The following is a 21,212-nucleotide window of genomic DNA, read 5'->3' as shown; positions in this document are numbered from 1 at the left end:
CGCTAGTTCGCAGCTTCGGAAAAGGTCACGTCGACCTTCGGCAGGCGCTTGTTGAGCCGAACCATGACCTCTTCGGTCAGGTCGATCTTCCGGTCGCCGAGAAAGATCTGGTTCTTGAACAGGACCAGGCCGACATTCGCCTCCTTCGCCACTTCGGCAACGATCTCGATCATCGCCTCGCGCACCTTGCCGTTGGCGCGCCCGAAAGCCTGGTCGAGCTGCCGCTTCATCGACTGCCCGTCGCGCTGAAGCGAAGCGACCTTTTCCTGATGCTCGCGCAACCGTGCCTGGAACACGTCGTTCGCAAGAATCGCGCGCTGCTGCGGCAGCGCCTTTTCCGCCTCGCGGACTTCGGCCTCACGCTGCTGGTATTCCTTCTCGTAGATCTTCCGGCGCGCTTCGACTTGCTCGCGGATCATCTTCGCGGCGTCCGACTGCCGCATGACGAGCTGGGCGTCGACCACGGCGACGCTAACCGGCTCGATCTCGTTCACCGCGACCGCAGGTGCGATGCAGACCGCAACCGTCAGAACGAGAGCAAGCCCGATCCCGGCAAGTAACCTAGAAGCGCGTTCCGAAACTGAACCTAAAGATTTCAGTGTCATCGACATCTTCCTTCAAAACTGCTTGTGCGACATCGATGCGAATCAGGCCGAAAGCCGTAGCCCAAGCGATGCCGGTACCGACAGACGCACGCAATTTCGAGCTGTCGACAATCTCGGCGCCGCTGTCGTCGATGCCATAGAGCGATCCGACGTCCGTAAAGACGAAGCCTTTGATCCCAAGATCTCCTGGAAGCCCCAGCGGAAATCCAACCTCGGCTGTACCAACATAGTAAGTATTGCCGCCCAATGCATCACTGCTGGTCGAGTCTCGCGGACCAATACCATTGCGGGCGAAGCCTCGGAAATTGTTGCCTCCGACGAAATAGCGCTCGGCGATTCCGACATCGTCCCCGAGACCGACGATATGGCCGCCCTCTCCGATCAGCCCGAGAACATAATCCTCATAGATCGGAACGTAATAGGCGCCGCGAACGTTGGTGCGCAGATGGGCGACCGTGCCGCCGAGGCCCGCGATATCGTTCGAAATGCTCGCGAAATAGCCTTCCGTCGGATCCGTCCGGTTATCCCGGGTATCGTAGGACAGCACATGCCCCACCTGCGAGACGGTCTCGGAGCCTTCCTGGTCCCGGACAAATCGCGAGGCATCGTCCTCCACATCCCGGATTTCCGTCGTCTTCAGAAGATAGTTCACGGAGTGCTGGAGATCGTTGGCCAGCTCATACCCGGCACGGAAGCGGATACCCGTGCTTTCCTCCTTGAAGGAACTGTCGTCGGTTTCGTCGCGGATGATGCGGAACAGATCCACTCCGGCCGAAACGTCGCGGTCCATGAAATAGGGTTCCGTAAAGCCGAGGTCGAACTGCTGGCGATTGACCGAGCCCGAGAACTTGAGCCGGAGGTCCTGCCCGCGGCCGAGCAGGTTGCGCTCGCGGATGCCGATATCGCCGATGATGCTGTCCACCGTGGAGAAGCCGATACCGAAGGAAATCTCCCCGGTCGACTGCTCCTCGACATTCGCTGTGATGACGGTCCGGTCCGGCTGTGAGCCTTCCCGGTTGGTCACCTCGACCTTCTTGAAGAATCCGAGATTACGGATCCTGCGGTTCGATCGGCGCATCTTCGAGGTGTTGAAGGCGTCGCCTTCCGCGAGCTGGAACTCGCGCCGGATCACCCGGTCCAGGGTCCGGACGTTGCCCTCGATATTGATGCGCTCGACGAATACCTTCGGTCCCTCGCCGACAAAATAGGTGATGCCGACGGTTCGGCCCTGGCGGTCCTGGGTCGGTTGCGGGCGCACATCGACGAAGGCGAAACCGAGGGTCCCGAGATAATCGGTGATCTGGTCGACGGACTCGTCAACCAGATCGGCGTCGTAGGTCTCGCCCGGGATGGTCTGGATCAGCGGCCGCAGCGCTTCCGCCTCGATGCCTTTCAGCCGGATATCGAAATCGATGTCGCCGAAGGTGTATTGCTCGCCTTCCTCAAGTGTGAAGGTGACGACGAAATCCTTCTGATCCGGCGTCAGCTCCGCAACAGCGTTGACGACCTTGAAATCCGCATAGCCCTCGCTGAGGTAAAAGCGCCGAAGCAATTCCCGGTCGAAACTCAGCCGGTCCGGGTCATAGGTGTCGGTCGTGGTGAGAATCCGCCAGAAGGCGTATTCCTTGGTCTGGATCTTGTCGCGCAGCTTCGAGTCGCTGAACTCCTTGTTGCCGATGAACGAAATCGAGCGGATACGAGTCAACGGCCCCTCGTCGATCTCGAACACGAGATCGACCCGGTTCTGCTCGAGCTGGATCACCTTCGGCTCGACGGTGGCAGCGAAACGCCCGCTGAGACGGTAGACGTTCAGAATGCGCTGGACGTCCTGCTGGACGCGGGTGCGGGTGAAGACCCGCCGCGGCCGCAGCTCCACTTCGCGCTCCAGTTCCTCGTCCTTGATCCGCTTGTTGCCTTCGAAGGCGATGCGGTTGATCACCGGGTTCTCGACCACGGTGACGATCAGACGGCGTCCTTCCGGCCGGATGCTGACATCGGCGAACAGGCCTGTTCCGAAGAGCGATTTGAGGGAGCGGTCGAGCATCGCCGCGTCCACGCTATCGCCGACCTTCACCGACATGTAGGACCGGACCGTCTCCGGATCCACGCGCTGGGTTCCGACCACCTCGATCTCGTCGACCTGCATGGTCTGCGCCACGGCCGGTGAGATGCCGCCGGGCAGCAACGGAGTCCCCAGGAAACACGCCGCAACGACCGCAATGGCAACAAACAAACGGGCAAGCGCCAGTCGTGCCGACACGTCAAACTCCGCCATCAATTCTTATAACCCTGTGAAGGTCACCTTGGGGGCGGACTATAGACGGGATGGAACACGCATTAAACCGGTGATTCCGTTGAAAATTCGAAATCGTCCCCCGCATGGTGCCGGACCCGCCCCGGCTCAACCGAAAATATCGCCAATTCTCTGCACGAGCGGATGGTTCACGATGTCGTTCCAGGTTACGAAAACCATCAGCGCGATCACCAGCGAGAGACCGGCGACGGACGCATATTCGCGGAAGCGCTCGTTCAGCGGCTTTCCTCGAATCGCTTCAGCCGCGTAGAAGACAAGATGGCCGCCGTCGAGAACCGGAATCGGGAACAGGTTGATCAGGCCCAGATTGACCGACAGCACCGCCATGAACCAGAAGGTCATCGCCCAGCCGATTTGCACGACGTCGCCGGACATCTGCGCGATCTTGATCGGACCGCCGAGTTCCTCCGTACCACGCGCACCTGTGATCATCTGGCCGACCGCGCGCAACGTCTGCGCTGTCAGATTGTAAGTCTCGAGGGTCGCGTTCCAGAGTGCCGCGGCCGGGCCGTGCTTGACGAATTCGACATTGTGGCTTTTCACGCCGAGCTGGCCGAAGCGCAGGACGTTGCCGAAATTGTCCTCGGTCACGACCTCTTTCGGCGTGACGGAAAAGGTCAGTTCAGCATCGCCGCGTTGCACGCGCATCGGCAGCGCCCTTCCCGGATTCTCCCGCACAACCATCTGCAGGTCGGCAAAACGGGTTACTTCGGCGCCATCGACCTCGAGCACACGGTCGCCGGCGACCAGCCCCGCTTCGGCGGCGGCGCTCCCGGCCATCACCTCGTCGATCGTCGCCGGCGCGTAGCGCTGGCCGACGACCATGAACATGCCGGTGAGCAGGATGATGGCGAAGAGGAAGTTCGCGGCGGGACCTGCTGCGACGATGGCAGTCCGCTGCGCGACCGACTTGTAGTGGAACGAGACCGCCTTCTCTTCCGGCGTCATTTCCGCCAGCCCCTCCGAGGTCGCACTGGCGGGATCGGCATCGCCGAACATCTTCACATAGCCGCCGAGCGGGATCGCGGAGAACTTCCAGCGGGTTCCGTGCTTGTCGTCGAAACCGAAGATTTCGGGTCCGAAACCGATCGAGAACACCTCGACCCGGACGCCGGTCCGCCGCGCGACCCAGTAATGCCCGAGCTCGTGAACGAAAACGAGCACGGTCAGGATCAGCAGAAACGGGATGAGGCTCCCGGCGAAACCGGACAGGAATTCCATGATGGACACGACCTTCGGAGTTTTCGTGGATGTTGGTACTATTTAGAGACGACCGGCACCGATCTCAATGGCGCTGTCAGCATCCGGTAGGCGCGCGCCGGACGAGACGCGTCGATCGAGGCGCCTGGACGCTTCAGCCCGGATCTCGCGATCGAGCCCGATCACGTCGTCGATCGTATCCGGAGCGGCCGGATCGACTGCCTCCATCACCTCCTCGACGAGCTCGGCAATGCCGGTAAATCCGAGTTTGCCCGAGAGGAATCCCTCGACGGCAATCTCGTTACCCGCATTGAGGACGGCCGGCATAGCGCCGCCTGACCGAAGCGCCGCCCGCGCCAGGGCAAGCGCCGGGAACCGTGCCATGTCAGGCGCGGAAAAGGTCAGCGTCGCGATTTCCGAGAGATCGAGCGGGCGGACATTGGTCGGCATGCGGTCGGGCCAGGCCAGCGCATAAGAGATCGGCGTCCGCATGTCCGGCGTGCCGAGCTGCGCCAGCACCGACCCGTCCCGGTAGGCGACAAGGCTGTGAATGATCGATTCCGGATGCACCAGAACGTCGATACGGTCCTCCGGCAACGCGAAGAGATGCGCCGCCTCGATCACTTCCAGCCCCTTGTTCATCATGGTCGCAGAATCGACCGAAATCTTGGCCCCCATATCCCATCGCGGATGCGCGACCGCCTCGGCGGGGGATTTATTTGCCATTTCCACGAGCGACGCCTCACGGAAAGGCCCGCCGGACGCGGTCAGGACGATCTTTTCGATCGCTTCCCGCCGGTCCTGCTCGAAGACCTGAAAGATCGCGTTGTGCTCGGAATCCACCGGCAGCAGCGTCGCCCCTGCGGCCGCGACCTCGCGCATCATGATGTCGCCCGCTGAAACGAGGCATTCCTTGTTGGCGAGTGCCACCGTGGCACCGCGGCGCACCGCCGTCAGCGTCGGCAACAGCCCGGCACAACCGACGATCGCCGCCATCACCCAGTCCGCCGGGCGGGCCGCGGCCTCGCAGACCGCCTTGTCGCCCGCCGCAACCTCGATCCCGCTGCCGGACAGGGCCTCTTTCAGCGCGCCGTAACAGGACGGGTCGGCAATGGCGACGAACTCCGGGCGCAAGGCTCGGGCAAGCTCGGCAAGCCGCGCCACATTGCGTCCGCCGGTCAGCGCCTCGACCGAGAACCGCTCCGGGTTCGCCAGAAGCAGATCGACGGTGCTGCCGCCGACCGATCCGGTCGCGCCCAAAATAGAAACCGACTTCCTGTCAGAGTCTTGCATTTCGTCTGCCGATTGCAGTTTCGCGTTCACGGCCATGACCAGAGCAGCATGCTCTTGCCGGAGAGCAGCATCAATGCCGCCGCCAGGGGCAGAACCGCGATCTGCCCGTCCACCCTGTCGAGAATGCCGCCATGTCCCGGTATCAGTCGCCCGGAATCCTTCGCCCCGAAGGCGCGCTTCACCGCGGATTCCGCAAAATCGCCCGCCTGCGCCACAATTGCGATCACCGCCCCGACACCGGCGAGCAGCGCAGGATCTGCCGCTTCGACAATAGTGCCGAGAACCGCTCCAAGACAGGCACTGCCTGCCATACCGCCGACCAGCCCCGCCCAGGTCTTGCTGGGACTGACACGCGCCCACAGTTTCGGCCCGCCGACGGTCCGTCCGGCGCCATAAGCGGCAACATCGGTCACGACCACGGAGAAGGCGAGCCAGAGCGCGGTTTCGAGGCCGAGTTCCGGCATTTCCCGGATCCAGTGGATCGCAATCGCCGGACAGAGCGCGAGAAACAGACCCGGCAGAAGCTGAGGCCCCCAGTCGCCGGAGCCGATTCGGACAGCCAGTGCGAAAGCGAGCGGAAGCGCGACCAGCAAGACCAGTGCTGCCGGCTTCTCGAAAGCCAGCGACGCCGCGAGCACCATGAGCGCGCCGATCAATCCGGCCAGGCGGCGCAGGCTCGCGGGACAGCGCGGCGCGACGAGATTTGCCCACTCCCAGGCCATCACAGCCGCAACGACGGTCACCAGCGCCAAGAAATAAGGCCCTCCGACCCAGAACAGCAGAATGACGGGCGGCAGGATGACGGCGGAGGAGAGAATTCTCAGCAGAAGCTCACGGGACCGGATTGCCGGAGCCGCCCCCGGATCGGGCTTCCGTCCGGCATCGTGGCTTGCCGCGCCGTTGTCCCGGGCCGGCATTCCGGGTCAGCCGACGGCCGCGCCGAAGCGCCGGTCCCGCTGGCAGAATTCGTCGATCGCCTCGATAAGCTGGTCCTTGCCGAAATCCGGCCAGAGAGTCGGCAGGAAGACGTATTCGGAATAGGCGCACTGCCACAGCATGAAGTTCGAGATGCGCTTCTCGCCGCTGGTCCTGATCAGGAGGTCGGGATCGGGGATGTCGGCTGTTTCGAGGTTTTCCGCGAAGACCTGCTCGTTGATCTGCTCCGGTCGGAGCGCACCCTCGGCAACCATGGTCGCCAGGCGGCGGGCCACGCCAGCGATCTCGTCCCGCCCCCCGTAGCTGAGCGCGATGGTGAGCACCAAAGCGCGATTGCCGCCGGTCAGGCGCTCGGCCTGCTCGATCAGGGAGACGATGTCACTGTCGAGACGCGCGCGGTCGCCGATCACCCGGAACCGGACGCCCTTCTCGTGCAACTCTGCAATCTCGCTCTTCAGATAGCGGCGCAGGAGCCCCATCAGGTCGAGCACTTCGGTTTTCGGCCGTTTCCAGTTTTCCGAGGAAAAGCCGAACAGAGTCAGGTAGCCGATCCCCAGTTCCAGGGACGCCTCGACCGCGCGCCGGACCGCTTCCGCTCCGCGCTGATGGCCGACCGTCCGCGGCAAACCGCGTGCGCTGGCCCAGCGCCCGTTGCCGTCCATGATAATGGCGACATGACGCGGATGTTTTTTTTGTTCTCGTGCGTCGGATTCCGCCATCGGTCAGACCTGCATGATCTCCTTTTCCTTGACGCTCAGCGCCTCGTCGATGCGGGAAACGAACTTGTCGGTCATCTCCTGCACTTCCTCTTCGTAGAGGTGCTTCTCGTCCTGGGAAAGATCACCGTCCTTTTCGGCCTTTTTAAGGCTGTCCATGCCGTCGCGGCGCACGTTGCGCACTGCGATGCGGGCCGACTCGGCGTATTTCGCCGCGACCTTCGCCAGCTCGCCGCGACGTTCCTCGGAGAGGTCCGGCAGCGGGATGCGCAGCAGCTGGCCGTCGACCTGCGGGTTCAGCCCGAGATCGGATTCCCGGATCGCCTTCTCCACCGCCTTGGTCATGGACTTGTCCCAGACCTGGACGGTGAGCATGCGCGGTTCCGGAACGCCGACCGTGCCAACCTGATTGATCGGCATCTTCGCGCCATAGGCGTCGACCATGATCGGCTCGAGCAGGTTCACCGACGCACGGCCGGTCCGCAGGCCCTGGAACTCCTTTTCAAGGGCGGTCAGAGCGCCTTCCATGCGGCGCGTGAGATCGTCGAGATCGGGTCCTTCAGACATTGTTAGTCGGCCTTTTCGCTTATGATTGTGAAGGTACCGCGTCCGCGGATGACGTCCGCGAAGGCTCCCACATTCTGTATCGAGAAGACAAGGATCGGAATGCCGTTCTCCCGGGCAAGAGAGATGGCCGAGGCATCCATCACCCGGAGGTCGCGGGAAAGCACGTCCATATAGGTCAGATGGTCGTAGCGGACCGCGTTCTTCTCCACGGCCGGATCGGCATCGTAGACTCCGTCGACCTTGGTGGCCTTCAGCATCGCGTCGCAGCCCATCTCGGAGGCGCGCAGCGCGGCGGCGGTATCGGTGGTGAAGAACGGATTGCCGGTCCCGGCGGCGAATACCACAACCCGGCGCTTCTCCATGTGCCGCATGGCGCGGCGGCGGATATAGGGCTCGGCAACGGCCGAGATCGGGAGAGCGGACAGCACGCGGGTCGGGACGCCGATGGATTCGAGCCCGCTCTGCATGGCGAGCGCGTTCATCACCGTCGCCAGCATGCCCATATAGTCGGCGGTGGCCCGCTCCATGCCCTTGGCGGCGGCGGACACGCCGCGGAAGATATTCCCGCCGCCGATGACGACGCAGACCTCGCCACCCAGGTCCCACACGGATTTGATCTCATGTGCAACCTGGGAGACCATGTCCGGGTCGAGGCCGTAGGACCTGTCGCCCATCAGGGCCTCGCCCGAGATTTTCAACAGAACCCGTTTATACCTGGGAGCCGCCGGCTCCTGAACTTGTTCGATCGCCGTCATTTCGTGCTCCCTCGGTATCTATCCGGTTCCGTCTTTGCCGATCAGCTGCCCAGGGTGGCGGCGACTTCGGCGGCGAAGTCTTCTTGTTCCTTTTCAATGCCCGCGCCAAGCACGAAATGGCGGAAGCCGACGAGCTTCACCGGAGCACCGACCTCCTTCGCGGCATTCTCGACGACCTTGGAGATCTTGGTCTCGTTGTCGATCACGAAGGTCTGCTCAAGCAGGACGACTTCCTGGTAGAACTTGCGAATCCGGCCCTCGACCATCTTCTGGGCGATTTCCTCTGTCTTGCCGGAGGCCTTCGCCTGATCGACCAAAACGGTGCGCTCGCGCTCGACGACTTCCGGATCGAGATCGTCGGTGGAAAGGCTCTGCGGGGAAGTCGCAGCGATGTGCATGGCGATCTGCTTGCCGAGGTCGGCGAGCTTGGCCGCATCGCCGGTCGACTCGAGGGCGACCAGGACGCCGATCTTGCCAAGGCCCGGAACGACCGCGCTGTGCACGTACGGCACGACAACGCCGCTATCGACGGAGATCGTCGCAGCGCGGCGGATGCTCATGTTCTCGCCGATGGTAGCGATGTTGTGGGTGAGCTGCTCCTCGACGGTGCGGCCGGTGCCCGGATAGGCGAGACTTTTCAGCGCTTCGATGTCGTCGCCGTTCTGCAGCACGAGACCGCCGAGCGTGGAGACGAAGCCCTGGAAATCGGCGTTGCGGCCAACGAAGTCGGTCTCGGCGTTGACTTCGATCAGCGAGCCCTTGTTGCCTTCAGTCGCGGCGGCGACCAGGCCTTCGGCGGCGACGCGGCCGGACTTCTTCGCGGCGGCGGCGAGGCCCTTGGTGCGCAGCCAATCGATCGCGGCTTCGATATTGCCGTCGGTTTCGCCCAGCGCCTTCTTGCAGTCCATCATGCCCGCGCCGGACTTCTCGCGCAGTTCCTTAACCATCGCAGCGGTGACAGCAGCCATCGTCTTCCTCTTTTCTTGTTCAAGCGGCCCGCGCACCCCAGTGGCGCCGTCGGACCTGTCAGACAATCGTAACTTTTCGAACCCATATCGTAACGGCGGCGGCTCCGCCCTCGCGTGCCGCCGCTGTCACGAACAAGTCTAGCAGACCGGGCCGGTTCAGGCGCTCGCGGCTTCCGTTTCGGCCTTTTCGCCTTCAGCAGCCGGAGCTTCCTCGGCAGCTTCCACGGCCGGCTCGGCCGGCGCTTCTTCCGACTCGCCGATATCGGCGCCGGAGGCGGTCATTTCTTCCTGCAGACCGGCGAGCACCGCGTTGCCCACCAGTTCGCAATAGAGGGTCACCGCGCGCATCGCGTCGTCGTTACCCGGGATCGGATAGCTGATGCCCTTCGGATCGGAGTTGCTGTCCAGAACCGCCACGACGGGAATACCGAGCGTGTTGGCTTCCTGGATCGCGAGCTGTTCCTTGTTGGTGTCGATCACGAACATGATGTCCGGAAGACCGCCCATCTCCTTGATGCCGCCGAGGGCGCGCTCGAGCTTCTCGCGCTCACGGGAGAGGTTCAGCTGTTCCTTCTTGGTCAGGCCCTGCATGCCCTGCTCGAAGCGCTCTTCCAGCTCCTTCAGGCGACGGATGGAGTTGGAGATCGTCTTCCAGTTGGTCAGCATGCCGCCGAGCCAGCGGTGGTTGACGTAGTACTGACCGGTCTTGGACGCGGTCTCGGCGACGACGTCGGCCGCCTGGCGCTTGGTGCCAACCATGAGCACGCGGCCGCCGGACGCGGTCACGTCGCGGATCGCGGCAAGGGCGCGATGCAGGAGCGGCACGGTCTGCTGCAGGTCGAGAATGTGGACGTTGTTACGGACGCCGAAGATGTATTCCTGCATCTTCGGGTTCCAACGGCGCGTGTGGTGGCCGAAATGGACGCCGGCTTCGAGCAGCTGGCGCATCGTAAACGTGGGTACGCTCATCTTTCCGTCTTTCTCCGGTTATGCCTCCACGGGTTTTGCCGGGACACCTGTCCCGACACCGGAGCGCTGCGCCGGGATGTCTCCCCGGCACCGCGCACACCCGTGTGCGTGATGAATGCGGCGGTTTCTAATGCGCCCGTCGCATAAATGCAAGGGGTAAGCGCAACGGACCCGGCCCCGGATTACTCCGCCCACGGCGAGGAACGCCACGCATTGCGGAGCGCAGCCGCCATGGCAGAGACGAGGTCGGATGGAGCTCCCGCCCGCACGAGGATGGAACGATTCGACACCGGAAGAGACGGAAACCCTTCCTCCGGCCCCAGAACCCTCAGCCCCGGACCGATGCAGGAACGCGGCAGGACGCCGACAGCCAGCCCGGATCGGACGGCCGAGACCAGGCTCTCGAAACTGCTGCCGTAATAGGCCTTCCGCCATTCCTTGCCGACGGCGTCGAGCGCATCGACAGGAATTCGAGGCCACCAGCAGCTTCGATCCAGAAGCGCGAGAGGAACGGGGTGCGACGGATCCGGGGTCATGCCGTCCCGGCAGCACCAGACCGTGGGCTCGGACATCAGGAACTCTCCGGGTACTTCGCCCGGCCCGGAACAGACAGCCACATCGAGCTCTCCGGCTCCGATCAATTCGGGATAGCGCGACGCGCAACTGGACACGACAACGGTCTCGACCTCCGGGTTGCGGACTGAGAACTCGGCAAGGGCCCGCTCCAGAATTTCACCGACGAAATCGTCGGGAATGCCGACCCGGATACGGCCGGCGAGCGGCTCCTCGAAAAAACGTCCTACACGTTCAAGTTCGGTCAGTGTCCGCTGCGCCGCCGGAAGAAAACTGCGCCCGCTTTCGCTCAGCGCCATGCCACGGACACCGCGCTCGAACAAAGATACTCCGAGCGCCTGTTCCAGCTTGCGAAGCTGAACGCTGATCGCCGACTGAGTCCGGTTCAGCCGGCTTGCGGCCAAAGTCAGATTCCCTGTCTCCGCGATCTCGACGAAGGTCCGCAACTGTTCGCTGTTCGGCAACATGCATTCGAGTTACTCGAACGAGACAATTTATTCAATTCATTTTATCGAACGCGTGGACTGGGATAGATCTGCCGAGCGACCGCAACTTCCGCAATCGATAACAAGGACCGTTTTTCATGTCCCCAGAGATCCTGGCCGTCCTCCTTTTGATCGGGCTCTTTGCCGGCGCCTGGAACGCCGTTGCCGGCGGTGCGTCCCTATTCACTTTTCCGGCTCTTATGGCCGCAGGTCTTCCGCCGATGACCGCGAATGCGACGAACTATCTTGCATTGCTGCCGTCCGGCGCTGCTGCCCTTCCCGCCTATAAGGAAGAGTTGAAACTTGCCGGGTTCCGGCTCATCCCGCTTCTGCTGATTTCCGGCGCCGGTGCCGTGACGGGGTCGTTTCTGCTGACCGTTTCGGATCCCGACATGTTCCGGGAGATCGTCCCCTTCCTTCTGCTCACCGCAACGGCCCTGTTCGCATTCGGCGACCAGCTACGGGCGTTCCTGCTTCGAACACTGGGTCACAGCCGGAGCCGCATGCTGATCCTGTTCGCGATGTTCGGGTTCTCGATCTACGGCGGCTATTTCGGCGCCGGACTCGGGATTGTTCTGCTCGGCGTGGTGCAGATTTTCGGCTTCGAGGGTTATCACTCGGCAAACGGCGTGAAGAACCTCGTTGCCACCTTCTTCACGATCCTGAGCGTGACAGTCTTCGGCATCGGCGGCCTGATCTCCTGGCCGGCCGCCATCGCCATGATGATCGGCAGCACTATCGGCGGCTACTTCGGCGGACGCCTCGCCAAGCGTATCAATACCCGCTGGCTGCGGAGCGGCATCATCTGCTTCGGTGTGGTTCTGACGGCGGTCTACTTCCACCGCATCTACTTCGCCTGAGGCGTCAGGCGGAGACTTCCGTCACTCCGATCATCGAATCCCGATGGACGAGCGCGGCGAGTTCCGCCTCGCTCATTCCCTCGGTTCCGGCGGGGCGCATCGGCAGCACGAAGTAGCGCATGTCCGCCGTGCTGTCGTGCACCCGCACCTCGCGATTGTCCGCGATCTCGGTACCGAATTCCCGGAGCACCGTGCGCGGTTCCCGGACGACGCGGGAACGGTAGGAACGGCTCTTGTACCAGTCCGGCGGAATGCCGAGGATCCAGCGCGGATAGCAGGAACAGAGGGTGCAGACGACGACGTTGTGCACCTCGGGCGTATTCTCCAGCACCACCAGCTTCATCGGACCGATATCGTGACCGACCTCGGCGATCGCCTCCTTCGGCGTCTCGATGAGCCGCTTCTTGAACGCCGGATCGGTCCAGGCCCGCGCCACGACCTTCGCGCCGTTCGCCGGGACCCGCGCGTCCATCGCCTCGACCTCGGCGCGGATATCGTCCTGCGTCACCAGCCCCTTCTCGATCATCAGTTCGCGCACCGCCTCTTCCATCAGGCGGTAATAGGTCATCGTGTCGTCCTGGTCGGGACGGTGTGGATGATGGTGTTCCGGATCGTAGGGATGCAAGTGATCGTGATCATGATCGTGATGATGGTGGTGATGATCGCCGCTCATGCCTCGTCTCCCTCTGCGTCGAGCCAGAATTCGAAAATCTCGATCTCGATCTTGTCGGCTTCGTTGCCATCGTAATCCGGCCAGACGTCCTTCTGCCGGAAGCGCACCCGGTAGAGCGGAACCTCCGGCGTTCCCGGCCTTCCGAAGGCGAGTTCCTCCGGATTCCTGAACGCGCCGCAGACCCGTTCCACGGTGCCGGAAAGGCCGCGGATGTAATAGGGCGTGCGGATATGGCTCGGCGGGGTCGGCGGGAACTGCTTGTGAACCCGGACCCTGTCTCCTGCGGCGAAGCGGGTCATCAGCAGCCTCCCCCGGCTGCGCCGCCCGGCATGACACCGTCCGGATAGCGCGCCTTGACCTCTTCCATCTTGGCGCCGAGCTCGTCGGCGGTGAACACGCCGCGCTCCAGCAAGGTATTGGTGACAGAGGAGATCCAGCGCTCGTAGTACGTCATATTGTCGTAAGCCTCGGGCGGCAGCGCCTCGATGCCCTTGCGGAGCTGGTCGACGGTCATGAGTTTCAGCCTGTTGGTGCAGAGCATCATCAAGGCATCCACCCGCTTCTCCCAGAGCGCGTAATCGTGCTCCTCCCGATCGATCTCGCCGGCGTCCAGTCCGCCCATATCGTGGTGCCCGCGCGCGGTGAAGTCGCGTTCCATTACCCTCGCTCCCTCTCTTCTCCAAGGCCCCATCTTGCCAGAGCCGATTACCGGCGCAAGGCCCGGGCGATCACTCTTTCACGAGGCAAATCGCGAGCCCGTCATAGCCCTTGATCCCGACGAGCTGCAGCGCGGTCGCGTCCACCCGCGGCTCCTTCGCAATCATGTCGATCACCTTGCGCACGCCCTGCACGTTCACGTCCCGCGTCGCCGCGTCGAGCACACGTCCGTCCCGCACGACATTGTCGATGAGGATCAAACCTCCGGGCCGAACCAGCTTCAGAGCCCATTCGAAGTAACCCGGATTGTTCTTCTTGTCGGCGTCGATGAAGGCGAGGTCGAACGGACCGATCCCGTCCGCCTCGACACCGGGAAAACTGTCCAGAGCGGGGCCGACCCGGACCTCGATCCGGTCCGCATATCCCGCCTCGCGGAAATTGCCCCGCGCGACCTCGGCATGCAGCGGCTCGAACTCGAGCGTCACCACCTTACCGTCCGCCGGCAGCGCGCTCGCGAACCAGAGCGTGCTGTAACCGCCGAGCGTGCCGACTTCCAACACCTTGCGGGCGCCAATCATCCGCGCGAGAAGCTGCAGGAACTTGCCGACATTCGCGGAGACGCTGATCGCGGGCAGGTCCGAGGCCTCGCTCGCATCCAGAGCTTTCTGGAATTCTGTCTGCTCGGGCACCAGGGCCTCGGTGAAATACCCGTCGACGGCGTCCCAGGTCTTCTGATCGCTCATGCCTTGCTCCTGTCCCAGGCGGCCTTGTCCCCGTCGACCGGGAAGAACGGCCGCTCGACATATTTCCAGTCGAAATTCGCCAGATTCGGAGACGTCAGGCCGGGCACGTCCACCTCGACGATGCGCTCGGGCGGGAACATGTGCGCGAAACCGGCGCGGAAATGGCCGCGCGACTTGACGACGATGCAGCGCTCGCCGTTCGGATCGATCCCGAAGGCGCTCAGATAGTCCGGCGAGAGGCACTGGGTCCGTTTCGTGATGCAGACCAGCTTGATGCCGCCGATCTTCAGCACCGCGGTCGCGCCGAGATCGACGGTCTTGCCCTCGACCATGCCGTAATTGCCGACGAAGATACCGTCCGAGACATGCAGAACTTCGGCGCTCACGTCGAGCTTGCCGGAGAACTCGTTCTCTTCTTCGGAATTCAGCGTGACGTCGATCGTCGCTCCGACGCCCGCCGCATGCGCAGCTTTCACCGCCGCCGGATCGTAAAACACCGCGAGTGTGCAGCCGGTGACGCCGGCCTCAAGGAAGGATTTCAGGATATAGATCGTGTTGCCGCGCCCGCCGCCGCCTGGGTTGTCCGCCGGGTCGGCGAAAAGGATAGGCTCGCGGGCCGGATCGTCGCCGACCGCTTTCGCCAGCGCCGTCGCGTCGGCGAGCGGCATCATTTTCGGCACATAGCGGTGCCGGTCGGCCCAGGCCGCCTCCGCGAGCTCGGCCGCGACCTCTTTCGCGTCGGCTTCGTTGCCGCGCGTCGTCACGATCACCGTCATGCCGTTCTTCGGCGTGTCGCAGAAGGCGAAGCCGGAGAGGCAGGTCACGTTCATCACGCTCTCGTCAAGCTTCGTCTGCCCGAGCCGGATCAGGTCGCCATAGGGGTGCCCCTCGGCGGTGAGCTGGGTGACGGACGGCGCGACCAGCGGCAAACGGACCTTGTAGGAGGCGGTCTTGACGCCGCCGAACATCTCCAGCATCGCCTTCGCCGCCTCGCAGCCGCGCTCGTAAAGATCGACATGCGGGTTGGTGAGATAACCGATCATGAGATCGGTCGCCGTCATCATCTCGTCCGAGACGTTGGCATGGAGATCCAGCGTGGCGATTACCGGCACGTCCGGGCCGACCACCTCGCGCACCAGCCGGAAGACGTCGCCGTCGGGGTCGTGGGTATGGGTCGCGCAGGCGCCGCCATGCTGGCAGACATAGACGCCGTCGACCTTGCCGCCGGCCTCCAGCGCCTCGCGGAGCTCGCCGAGGAATTCCTTGAAGAAGCCCTCCTCGACCGGTCCCGCCGGACAGGAACCGATCACCAGCGCCGGCACCGGCTCCCAGCCGGTCGGCCCGCCGAAGGTCTCGTCCATGACGTCGTAGAAACCGCAGATCCCGACATGGATCGAGGGATATTCGGCGCGTGCCTGGAGATCGATCTCGGCGCCGCGGAAATACATGTTCTCCTCGAAATCGGCCCTCGAGCAGGTCGGGGCGAAACGGTTGGATTCGAGGTTGAACCCGCAGATTGCAATGCGTTTTTTGCTCATGAGACGCCAGTCCGGTGGTGTGTGCCGCGCGGCAGGAAGGAAGCTCAGCCTAGGCCGCGAACGGTCGTCTGCCTAGCCCCCGGGCGCGATTTGCGCGTTACAGAATTCCTGCAACGAGCCAAAGGCGATCTCACAGATTCATCTACCAACGATCTACTATGACCTTCACATCAGATCTAATATTAAATTTCCAAACTCTCAATCTCTGCAAATAAGTCTAAGCGCTCAACTGCGGATTCTGCCTCTTTGCGGTCATCAATCCACTCGGCGCCAAGTTTACCTAAAGCGTCTCCGATTTCGTCTGCTGCATGATAACCAACCGTCGCAACAACAATCGCTCCCCCAACGACAATTACACTGAATGCAGACTTGAACGGATGTCTGATTATATATGTCGTTGTTAAAAGGAGTGTTTTCAAATTTTCAGACGTAATCGGATTATGATGGTGACTAATCCACGCGTCAGTCAAAACTGCTTTTAAAAACTGATCGCTTACCTCTTCTTGCCCCAGTTGGGAAATACACTCCCGAACCCAGCCATAGATCAAGTTAAAGGCTTGTTCGTGAAAATTGTCTAAATCGCCTGTCTCAATGATTGGGTTGTCCCATCCTAAGACAGAGACCAACTCATCAATATCAATCGGCTCATCAGTCCTTCTCAATCGAGGCACAACCACAAAGCGCACAAATATCGGGAAATTTCCCCGTGATCTCAGTTCATTCCATTGAACAGTTCTCGCATTCAATCTAGATTTTTCGCCAAATTTATTGCGCCAAGACCTAGCAAAAAGATCCGCCTCATTCACTTCACCGGTCAAATTCGAGCCGGCATTATTAGAATTCTTCTCATTACGTCGATTTTCAATGAAATCAGTAATTTCTTTCCAATCAACTTCTTTTCCTGCACGCCTCTTATGAGATTTCCAACCTTCATCCGTTAAGCCATAGTGATCGTTGTTGGGCTCCTTAAAAATCAGCCCATCGTCAATCGCCCGCTCGAAAAGCCGCTCCACCCGTCTTTCATCGATGGTCCCCAGAATCCCTACCAATCCGTCTAGCCAAGGTAGAGGTATGGTCCCAAGTTCATCATCACCGAGCTCTTCCGCCAGAAAATCTACCAGAATTTCTTTCTGCTCGGATATTGAGGGAAGCTCTGTATTTAACAACGGATCAAGATTGTGACTGGTAAGCATAAAATTGCTGTCGTCACGACTTTCTTTTCTTATTCCGTAGCTTAATCTTGCCCGTCTCCTTGGGTCGTTTTCCAAACGGGACGGCAGCATTGCTAGTACAGTGCCAGAAACCTCGAAGGTACCGCAGCGAGGGCAAACAAACCGCTTTTTATCACCGTAGTCACGTTCGGTTGGAGGCTCTATTTCCGAATCGCAGATTGGGCATCGTTCGCTCATTTGATCGTTGCTCGCAACTTAAGAAACCTACCGCTTGTGAGCTCGAATACTCACCAAATCAGTAAATTTCCACCCTAAGCTGCAGGCTTGCACCTGCCTAGCCCCCGGGCGCGATTTGCGCGTTACAGAAATCCTTCAGATCGTCTGCAAAGCCGTCGAGGCAGGCCCCATCATCCGTCAGGCAGATTTCCACCGACCGTTTCCGGTTCGCCTCTTCGTCGGCAAGGTTCATCGCCTTCTGGAGGTCCATTCCGAAGCGGTGCTGCTCCAGTTTCCGCTCGGCCGAGAAGCAGCGGCCCGTGGCGGTATGCTCTTCCCAGAGCGAATAAAGGCTGTAGGCCGCGGCGAAAGTCACGGCGACCCCGCCAACCAGGAAAAGGATCCGCTGAACGAGGCCATCCATGATCGAGGCCGATCCCGTCTCAGATATCGCGCGCGTCGACGATGCCCGGCAGCGATTTCACCGCCGCACGGAAGTCAGGCGAGATGTTGTAGGTCTTGCCAAGCGCCAGTTCGACCTCCTCATCGTCGGTGTCCACGACGATCTTGATCTTACCCCGTCCCGGCTTCTCGTGCGCGATCATCTCGGAAATGTGAGGGATCGGCCCCATGTCGCGAACATAGATCTTGAGCCCGGCCGCCGTGCCGGACACCGCCTTGTCCAAAGCCTCGATGCGGGAGACCGTCAGACGGAGGCCACCCTCGTCCTCGATCCGCGCATCCGCCTTCACCAGAACGGACTGTCCGGCCTCCAGCAGCTCGCGGCTGACCGCGAGAACCTCGGAGAAGACGGTCACCTCGGTGACGCCGGCCTGGTCGGTGAGCTGCACGAAGGCATAGCGGGATCCCCGGCTCGAGGTGCGAATGCGCGAGCCGACGATGATGCCCGCGATATTGATCCGGGCCGAATTGCCCTTCTCCTTCACCGTCGCCGCGATCTGGTCGGAGCGCACCACGCCGAGCCGCTCGAGCGAGGCGCCATAGGCGTCGAGCGGATGGGCGGAGAGATAGAAGCCGATGGCGTCGAACTCTTCCTTCAGGCGCTGCATCGCCGGCCAGTCGAGCCGGTCGGCGAGCGCGATCTCCGGCTCGGACGCGCCAGACGGGCCGCCGAAGAGGCTGACCTGATCGGAGCTCCGTTCCGCCGAGGCCGCGTTGGCGTGGCGCAGGATCTTCTCGACGCTTTCGAAGAGCTGTCCCCGGTTCTGGGTCATGCAATCGAAAGCCCCGGCGCGCACCAGGTTTTCCATCAGGCGTTTGTTCACCACCGTGCCGTCGATACGGCCGGCGAACTCGCCGATGGACTTGTAAGGACCCTTCTCGCCGCGCTCCTTGACCAGCGCCTCCATCGCGTTCTCGCCGACATTCTTGATCGCCGCCAGCGCGTAGCGGATCGCAAGCGCCCCGTCCGGCGTCTCTTCCGGCACGAAATCGACGAAGGACTTGTTGATGTCCGGGCCGAGCAGCTGGATGCCGAGGCGCTGAATCTCCTGGCGGAAGACATTCAGCTTGTCGGTGTTGTTCATGTCGTAGGTCATCGAGGCCGCGAGGAACTCGACGGGGTAGTTCGCCTTCAGATAGGCGGTGTGATAGGCGACCAGCGCATAGGCCGCCGCGTGGCTCTTGTTGAAGCCATATCCGGCGAAGGCGGCGATCTGGTCGAAGATCTCGGAGGCCTTCTCTGCCTTCACGTTCTGCTCGACCGCGCCCTTCACGAAGGTCTCTCGCTGGGCGTCCATCTCCTCCTTGATCTTCTTGCCCATGGCGCGGCGCAGAAGGTCGGCGCCGCCGAGCGTATAGCCGGAAAGGCGCTGGGCCGCCTGCTGCACCTGCTCCTGGTAGATCATGATACCGAAGGTTTCCTTCAGCACGGGCTCCAGCACCGGGTGCATGTAGTCAGGCTGCTCCTCGCCGTGCTTGCAGGCGATGTATTTCGGAATGTTCGCCATCGGGCCCGGACGGTAGAGGGCGACCAGCGCGATGATGTCCTCGAAGCGGTCAGGCTTCATCCGGCGCAGCACGTCACGCATGCCGGTACTTTCCAGCTGGAACACGCCGGTCGATTCCGCCCGCCCCAGCATCTCGTAGGTTCTCCTGTCGTCGAGCGGGACCTGCGAAAGATCGATCTCGATGTCCCGCCGCTTCAGCAGGTCGACCGCCGTCTGCAGCACCGACAGGGTTTTCAGGCCCAGGAAATCGAACTTCACCAGTCCCGCCTGCTCGACCCACTTCATATTGAACTGGGTCGCCGGCATGTCCGAGTTCGGGTCCCGGTAGAGCGCGCAAAGTTCATGCAGTGGCCGGTCGCCGATCACGACGCCGGCGGCGTGGGTCGAGGCGTTCCGGTAGAGCCCTTCGAGCTGCAGGCTGATGCGGATGAGATCGCCGACCTCCTCGTCCTCGTCCCGCTGCCGTTTCAGTTCCGGTTCGACCTCGAGCGCCTCGGCGAGCGTGACCGGATTGGCCGGATTGTTCGGCACCAGCTTGCAGATCCGGTCGACCTGGCCGTAGGGCATCTCCCGTACACGCCCGACGTCGCGCAGGGCCGCGCGCGCCTGCAGCTTACCGAAGGTGATGATCTGCGCGACCTTGTCCCGGCCGTAGCGCTTCTGCACGTACTCGATCACCTCGCCGCGACGGTCCTGGCAGAAGTCGATATCGAAGTCAGGCATCGAGACGCGTTCCGGGTTGAGGAAGCGTTCGAACAGCAATCCCCAGCGCAGCGGATCGAGATCGGTGATGGTCAGCGAATAGGCGACGAGCGAGCCCGCGCCCGAACCGCGGCCCGGTCCGACCGGAATGTTCCGCTCCTTGGCCCAGCCGATGAAGTCCGCGACGATCAGGAAGTAACCGGGAAAGCCCATTTGCTCGATGACGCCGAGCTCGAAATCGAGACGTTCCTCGTAGGGCTTCGCGGCTGCCGCACGAGCCGCCTCGTCCATGCCCTCGGTGAAGACATGGGCCTCGAGCCGCTTCTTCAGACCCTGCTCCGCCTGCGCGCGCAGTTCCTCCGCCTCGTTACGCCCGCCGACCGTATCGAAAGGCGGCAGGATCGGTGCCAGCTTTTCCGGCATGAAGCTGCAGCGCCGTGCGATCGCGAGCGTGTTGTCGGCCGCTTCCGGCAGATCGGAGAACAGCTCGCGCATCTCCTCCGCGCTCTTGAAGCGGTGGTGCGGCGTCACGCGGCGGCGGTTCGGATTGCCGATCGTCGTCCTCTCTGCGATGCAGAGCAGCGCGTCATGCGCCTCGTACATCTCCTCGCTGGCGAAATAGCATTCGTTGGTCGCCACGAGCGGAATGTCGTGCTTGTAGGCGAGATCGAGAAAACCCGCCTCGCTGCGCCGTTCAGTATCGAGGAAATGGCGCTGGATCTCGACATAGAGGCGATCGCCGAACAATGCCTTCAGATCGAGCAGCGCGGTCTCCGCCTCTTCCGGCCGGTTTTCCAGCAGCAATCGGCCGACCTTGCCCAAGGGACCGCCTGTCAGCGCGATGAGCCCGTCGCTGCGCCCCTCGAGATCCGCGAACGGAACCCGAGGCGACTCTCCCGGATCGGTCATCGTGAAGGATCGGCTGACCAGCTCCATCAGGTTCTTGTAGCCGCGCTCGTTCTGCGCGATCAGGACGATCTGGTCGGTCTGGTTCGGCGTATGCGAGGTTCCTCCCACGACCTTCAGGCTGCCGCGCGGTTCCGATTCCTCGCGCCGGAGCGCGAGCTGAACGCCGACGATGGGCTGAACGCCGGAGCCCGACGCCGTCACCGCGAACTCGAGCGCGCCGAAGAGATTGCCGGAATCCGTCATCGCCACCGCCGGCATTCCGTGCCGGACGGCGAGCGACACCAGTTCCTTGCCCTTGATCGCCCCTTCGGCCAGCGAATAGGCGGAATGAACCCGGAGATGAACGAAATCGGCGTGAGACATGGAGCCCTCGAAACTCTGAGGCCCGAAG

Annotated in this window: 20 protein-coding genes; 1 reads left to right on the top strand and 19 read right to left on the bottom strand. The window is 62.3% G+C overall.

Annotation, left to right across the window (positions count from 1 at the left end):
• Window positions 1-2: 2 nt before the first annotated feature.
• The 11 genes from IG122_RS02750 to IG122_RS02700 form a co-directional block, all read right to left on the bottom strand.
• On the bottom strand, window positions 3-605 hold the full coding sequence (locus IG122_RS02750) for an OmpH family outer membrane protein (RefSeq protein WP_193180175.1): 603 nt from the start codon (window positions 603-605) through the stop codon (window positions 3-5).
• Entirely contained in the window at window positions 562-2,865 is a 2,304-nt protein-coding gene (bamA, locus tag IG122_RS02745; protein WP_319024797.1) for an outer membrane protein assembly factor BamA, read from the bottom strand. Before bamA ends, IG122_RS02750 begins: the two co-directional genes overlap by 44 nt.
• Before the next feature lie 141 nt (window positions 2,866-3,006).
• Entirely contained in the window at window positions 3,007-4,140 is a 1,134-nt protein-coding gene (gene rseP / locus IG122_RS02740) for an RIP metalloprotease RseP (protein ID WP_193180172.1), read from the bottom strand.
• Between the two features lie 42 nt (window positions 4,141-4,182).
• On the bottom strand, window positions 4,183-5,412 hold the full coding sequence (locus tag IG122_RS02735) for a 1-deoxy-D-xylulose-5-phosphate reductoisomerase (protein WP_193180170.1): 1,230 nt from the start codon (window positions 5,410-5,412) through the stop codon (window positions 4,183-4,185).
• A gap of 26 nt (window positions 5,413-5,438) precedes the next feature.
• Window positions 5,439-6,329 (bottom strand): phosphatidate cytidylyltransferase, encoded by an 891-nt coding sequence (locus tag IG122_RS02730; RefSeq protein WP_193180168.1) that lies wholly within the window; start codon window positions 6,327-6,329, stop codon window positions 5,439-5,441.
• Window positions 6,330-6,335: 6 nt separating this feature from the next.
• Window positions 6,336-7,067 carry an isoprenyl transferase gene (locus IG122_RS02725; protein WP_193180166.1) on the bottom strand — a complete coding sequence of 244 codons (732 nt, stop codon included), beginning with the start codon at window positions 7,065-7,067 and terminating at the stop codon, window positions 6,336-6,338.
• Between the two features lie 3 nt (window positions 7,068-7,070).
• Window positions 7,071-7,631 (bottom strand): ribosome recycling factor, encoded by a 561-nt coding sequence (frr, locus tag IG122_RS02720; protein WP_193180165.1) that lies wholly within the window; start codon window positions 7,629-7,631, stop codon window positions 7,071-7,073.
• Between the two features lie 2 nt (window positions 7,632-7,633).
• A complete protein-coding gene (pyrH, locus tag IG122_RS02715) occupies window positions 7,634-8,386 on the bottom strand; it encodes a UMP kinase (protein WP_193180164.1) in 753 nt (250 codons plus the stop codon).
• 41 nt (window positions 8,387-8,427) lie between these two features.
• Window positions 8,428-9,354 carry a translation elongation factor Ts gene (gene tsf, locus IG122_RS02710; protein WP_193180163.1) on the bottom strand — a complete coding sequence of 309 codons (927 nt, stop codon included), beginning with the start codon at window positions 9,352-9,354 and terminating at the stop codon, window positions 8,428-8,430.
• A gap of 156 nt (window positions 9,355-9,510) precedes the next feature.
• Window positions 9,511-10,323 carry a 30S ribosomal protein S2 gene (gene rpsB / locus IG122_RS02705; protein WP_193180162.1) on the bottom strand — a complete coding sequence of 271 codons (813 nt, stop codon included), beginning with the start codon at window positions 10,321-10,323 and terminating at the stop codon, window positions 9,511-9,513.
• A gap of 182 nt (window positions 10,324-10,505) precedes the next feature.
• Window positions 10,506-11,363, bottom strand: a complete 858-nt coding sequence (locus IG122_RS02700) for a LysR family transcriptional regulator (RefSeq protein WP_193180161.1) — start codon at window positions 11,361-11,363, stop codon at window positions 10,506-10,508.
• Between the two features lie 116 nt (window positions 11,364-11,479).
• Here IG122_RS02700 and IG122_RS02695 point away from each other — a divergent pair, with 116 nt between their 5' ends.
• Complete coding sequence (locus IG122_RS02695; RefSeq protein ID WP_193180160.1) at window positions 11,480-12,241, top strand: sulfite exporter TauE/SafE family protein; 762 nt, start codon at window positions 11,480-11,482, stop codon at window positions 12,239-12,241.
• A 4-nt stretch (window positions 12,242-12,245) separates the two neighbouring features.
• Here the strand turns inward: IG122_RS02695 and nthA are convergent, their stop codons facing one another.
• The 8 genes from nthA to dnaE form a co-directional block, all read right to left on the bottom strand.
• Window positions 12,246-12,914 (bottom strand): nitrile hydratase subunit alpha, encoded by a 669-nt coding sequence (gene nthA, locus IG122_RS02690; RefSeq protein WP_193180158.1) that lies wholly within the window; start codon window positions 12,912-12,914, stop codon window positions 12,246-12,248.
• Window positions 12,911-13,213 carry an SH3-like domain-containing protein gene (locus tag IG122_RS24275; RefSeq protein WP_193180156.1) on the bottom strand — a complete coding sequence of 101 codons (303 nt, stop codon included), beginning with the start codon at window positions 13,211-13,213 and terminating at the stop codon, window positions 12,911-12,913. The genes nthA and IG122_RS24275 overlap by 4 nt, the downstream gene beginning before the upstream one ends.
• On the bottom strand, window positions 13,213-13,572 hold the full coding sequence (locus IG122_RS24270) for an SH3-like domain-containing protein (RefSeq protein ID WP_193180154.1): 360 nt from the start codon (window positions 13,570-13,572) through the stop codon (window positions 13,213-13,215). Before IG122_RS24270 ends, IG122_RS24275 begins: the two co-directional genes overlap by 1 nt.
• 70 nt (window positions 13,573-13,642) lie before the next feature.
• Window positions 13,643-14,314, bottom strand: coding sequence for an O-methyltransferase (locus IG122_RS02675; RefSeq protein WP_193180153.1), 672 nt, complete (start codon window positions 14,312-14,314; stop codon window positions 13,643-13,645).
• The gene (locus IG122_RS02670; protein WP_193180152.1) at window positions 14,311-15,852 is read right to left on the bottom strand and encodes a M81 family metallopeptidase; all 1,542 of its coding nucleotides are present in this window, start codon (window positions 15,850-15,852) and stop codon (window positions 14,311-14,313) included. The genes IG122_RS02675 and IG122_RS02670 overlap by 4 nt, the downstream gene beginning before the upstream one ends.
• A 182-nt stretch (window positions 15,853-16,034) precedes the next feature.
• The gene (locus tag IG122_RS02665) at window positions 16,035-17,261 is read right to left on the bottom strand and encodes a hypothetical protein (RefSeq protein ID WP_193180151.1); all 1,227 of its coding nucleotides are present in this window, start codon (window positions 17,259-17,261) and stop codon (window positions 16,035-16,037) included.
• 97 nt (window positions 17,262-17,358) lie between these two features.
• On the bottom strand, window positions 17,359-17,664 hold the full coding sequence (locus tag IG122_RS02660) for a hypothetical protein (RefSeq protein WP_193180150.1): 306 nt from the start codon (window positions 17,662-17,664) through the stop codon (window positions 17,359-17,361).
• 19 nt (window positions 17,665-17,683) lie between these two features.
• Window positions 17,684-21,184 carry a DNA polymerase III subunit alpha gene (gene dnaE / locus IG122_RS02655; RefSeq protein ID WP_193180149.1) on the bottom strand — a complete coding sequence of 1,167 codons (3,501 nt, stop codon included), beginning with the start codon at window positions 21,182-21,184 and terminating at the stop codon, window positions 17,684-17,686.
• Between the last annotated feature and the right edge of the window lie 28 nt (window positions 21,185-21,212).

The organism is Nisaea sediminum (genome assembly GCF_014904705.1).
Classification (GTDB): Bacteria; Pseudomonadota; Alphaproteobacteria; order Thalassobaculales; family Thalassobaculaceae; genus Nisaea; species Nisaea sediminum.
This window is presented reverse-complemented; position numbering and strand designations above follow the sequence as displayed.

Excerpts from the sequence above, each read along its gene's own strand:
- IG122_RS02750 (WP_193180175.1), bottom strand. The coding sequence starts at position 605 with ATGACACTGAAATCTTTAGGTTCAGTTTCGGAACGCGCTTCTAGGTTA.
- rseP (WP_193180172.1), bottom strand. The coding sequence starts at position 4,140 with ATGGAATTCCTGTCCGGTTTCGCCGGGAGCCTCATCCCGTTTCTGCTG.
- IG122_RS02735 (WP_193180170.1), bottom strand. The coding sequence starts at position 5,412 with ATGCAAGACTCTGACAGGAAGTCGGTTTCTATTTTGGGCGCGACCGGA.
- IG122_RS02730 (WP_193180168.1), bottom strand. The coding sequence starts at position 6,329 with ATGCCGGCCCGGGACAACGGCGCGGCAAGCCACGATGCCGGACGGAAG.
- IG122_RS02725 (WP_193180166.1), bottom strand. The coding sequence starts at position 7,067 with ATGGCGGAATCCGACGCACGAGAACAAAAAAAACATCCGCGTCATGTC.
- frr (WP_193180165.1), bottom strand. The coding sequence starts at position 7,631 with ATGTCTGAAGGACCCGATCTCGACGATCTCACGCGCCGCATGGAAGGC.
- pyrH (WP_193180164.1), bottom strand. The coding sequence starts at position 8,386 with ATGACGGCGATCGAACAAGTTCAGGAGCCGGCGGCTCCCAGGTATAAA.
- tsf (WP_193180163.1), bottom strand. The coding sequence starts at position 9,354 with ATGGCTGCTGTCACCGCTGCGATGGTTAAGGAACTGCGCGAGAAGTCC.
- rpsB (WP_193180162.1), bottom strand. The coding sequence starts at position 10,323 with ATGAGCGTACCCACGTTTACGATGCGCCAGCTGCTCGAAGCCGGCGTC.
- IG122_RS02700 (WP_193180161.1), bottom strand. The coding sequence starts at position 11,363 with ATGTTGCCGAACAGCGAACAGTTGCGGACCTTCGTCGAGATCGCGGAG.
- IG122_RS02695 (WP_193180160.1), top strand. The coding sequence starts at position 11,480 with ATGTCCCCAGAGATCCTGGCCGTCCTCCTTTTGATCGGGCTCTTTGCC.
- nthA (WP_193180158.1), bottom strand. The coding sequence starts at position 12,914 with ATGAGCGGCGATCATCACCACCATCATCACGATCATGATCACGATCAC.
- IG122_RS24275 (WP_193180156.1), bottom strand. The coding sequence starts at position 13,213 with ATGACCCGCTTCGCCGCAGGAGACAGGGTCCGGGTTCACAAGCAGTTC.
- IG122_RS24270 (WP_193180154.1), bottom strand. The coding sequence starts at position 13,572 with ATGGAACGCGACTTCACCGCGCGCGGGCACCACGATATGGGCGGACTG.
- IG122_RS02675 (WP_193180153.1), bottom strand. The coding sequence starts at position 14,314 with ATGAGCGATCAGAAGACCTGGGACGCCGTCGACGGGTATTTCACCGAG.
- IG122_RS02670 (WP_193180152.1), bottom strand. The coding sequence starts at position 15,852 with ATGAGCAAAAAACGCATTGCAATCTGCGGGTTCAACCTCGAATCCAAC.
- IG122_RS02665 (WP_193180151.1), bottom strand. The coding sequence starts at position 17,261 with ATGAGCGAACGATGCCCAATCTGCGATTCGGAAATAGAGCCTCCAACC.
- IG122_RS02660 (WP_193180150.1), bottom strand. The coding sequence starts at position 17,664 with ATGGATGGCCTCGTTCAGCGGATCCTTTTCCTGGTTGGCGGGGTCGCC.
- dnaE (WP_193180149.1), bottom strand. The coding sequence starts at position 21,184 with ATGTCTCACGCCGATTTCGTTCATCTCCGGGTTCATTCCGCCTATTCG.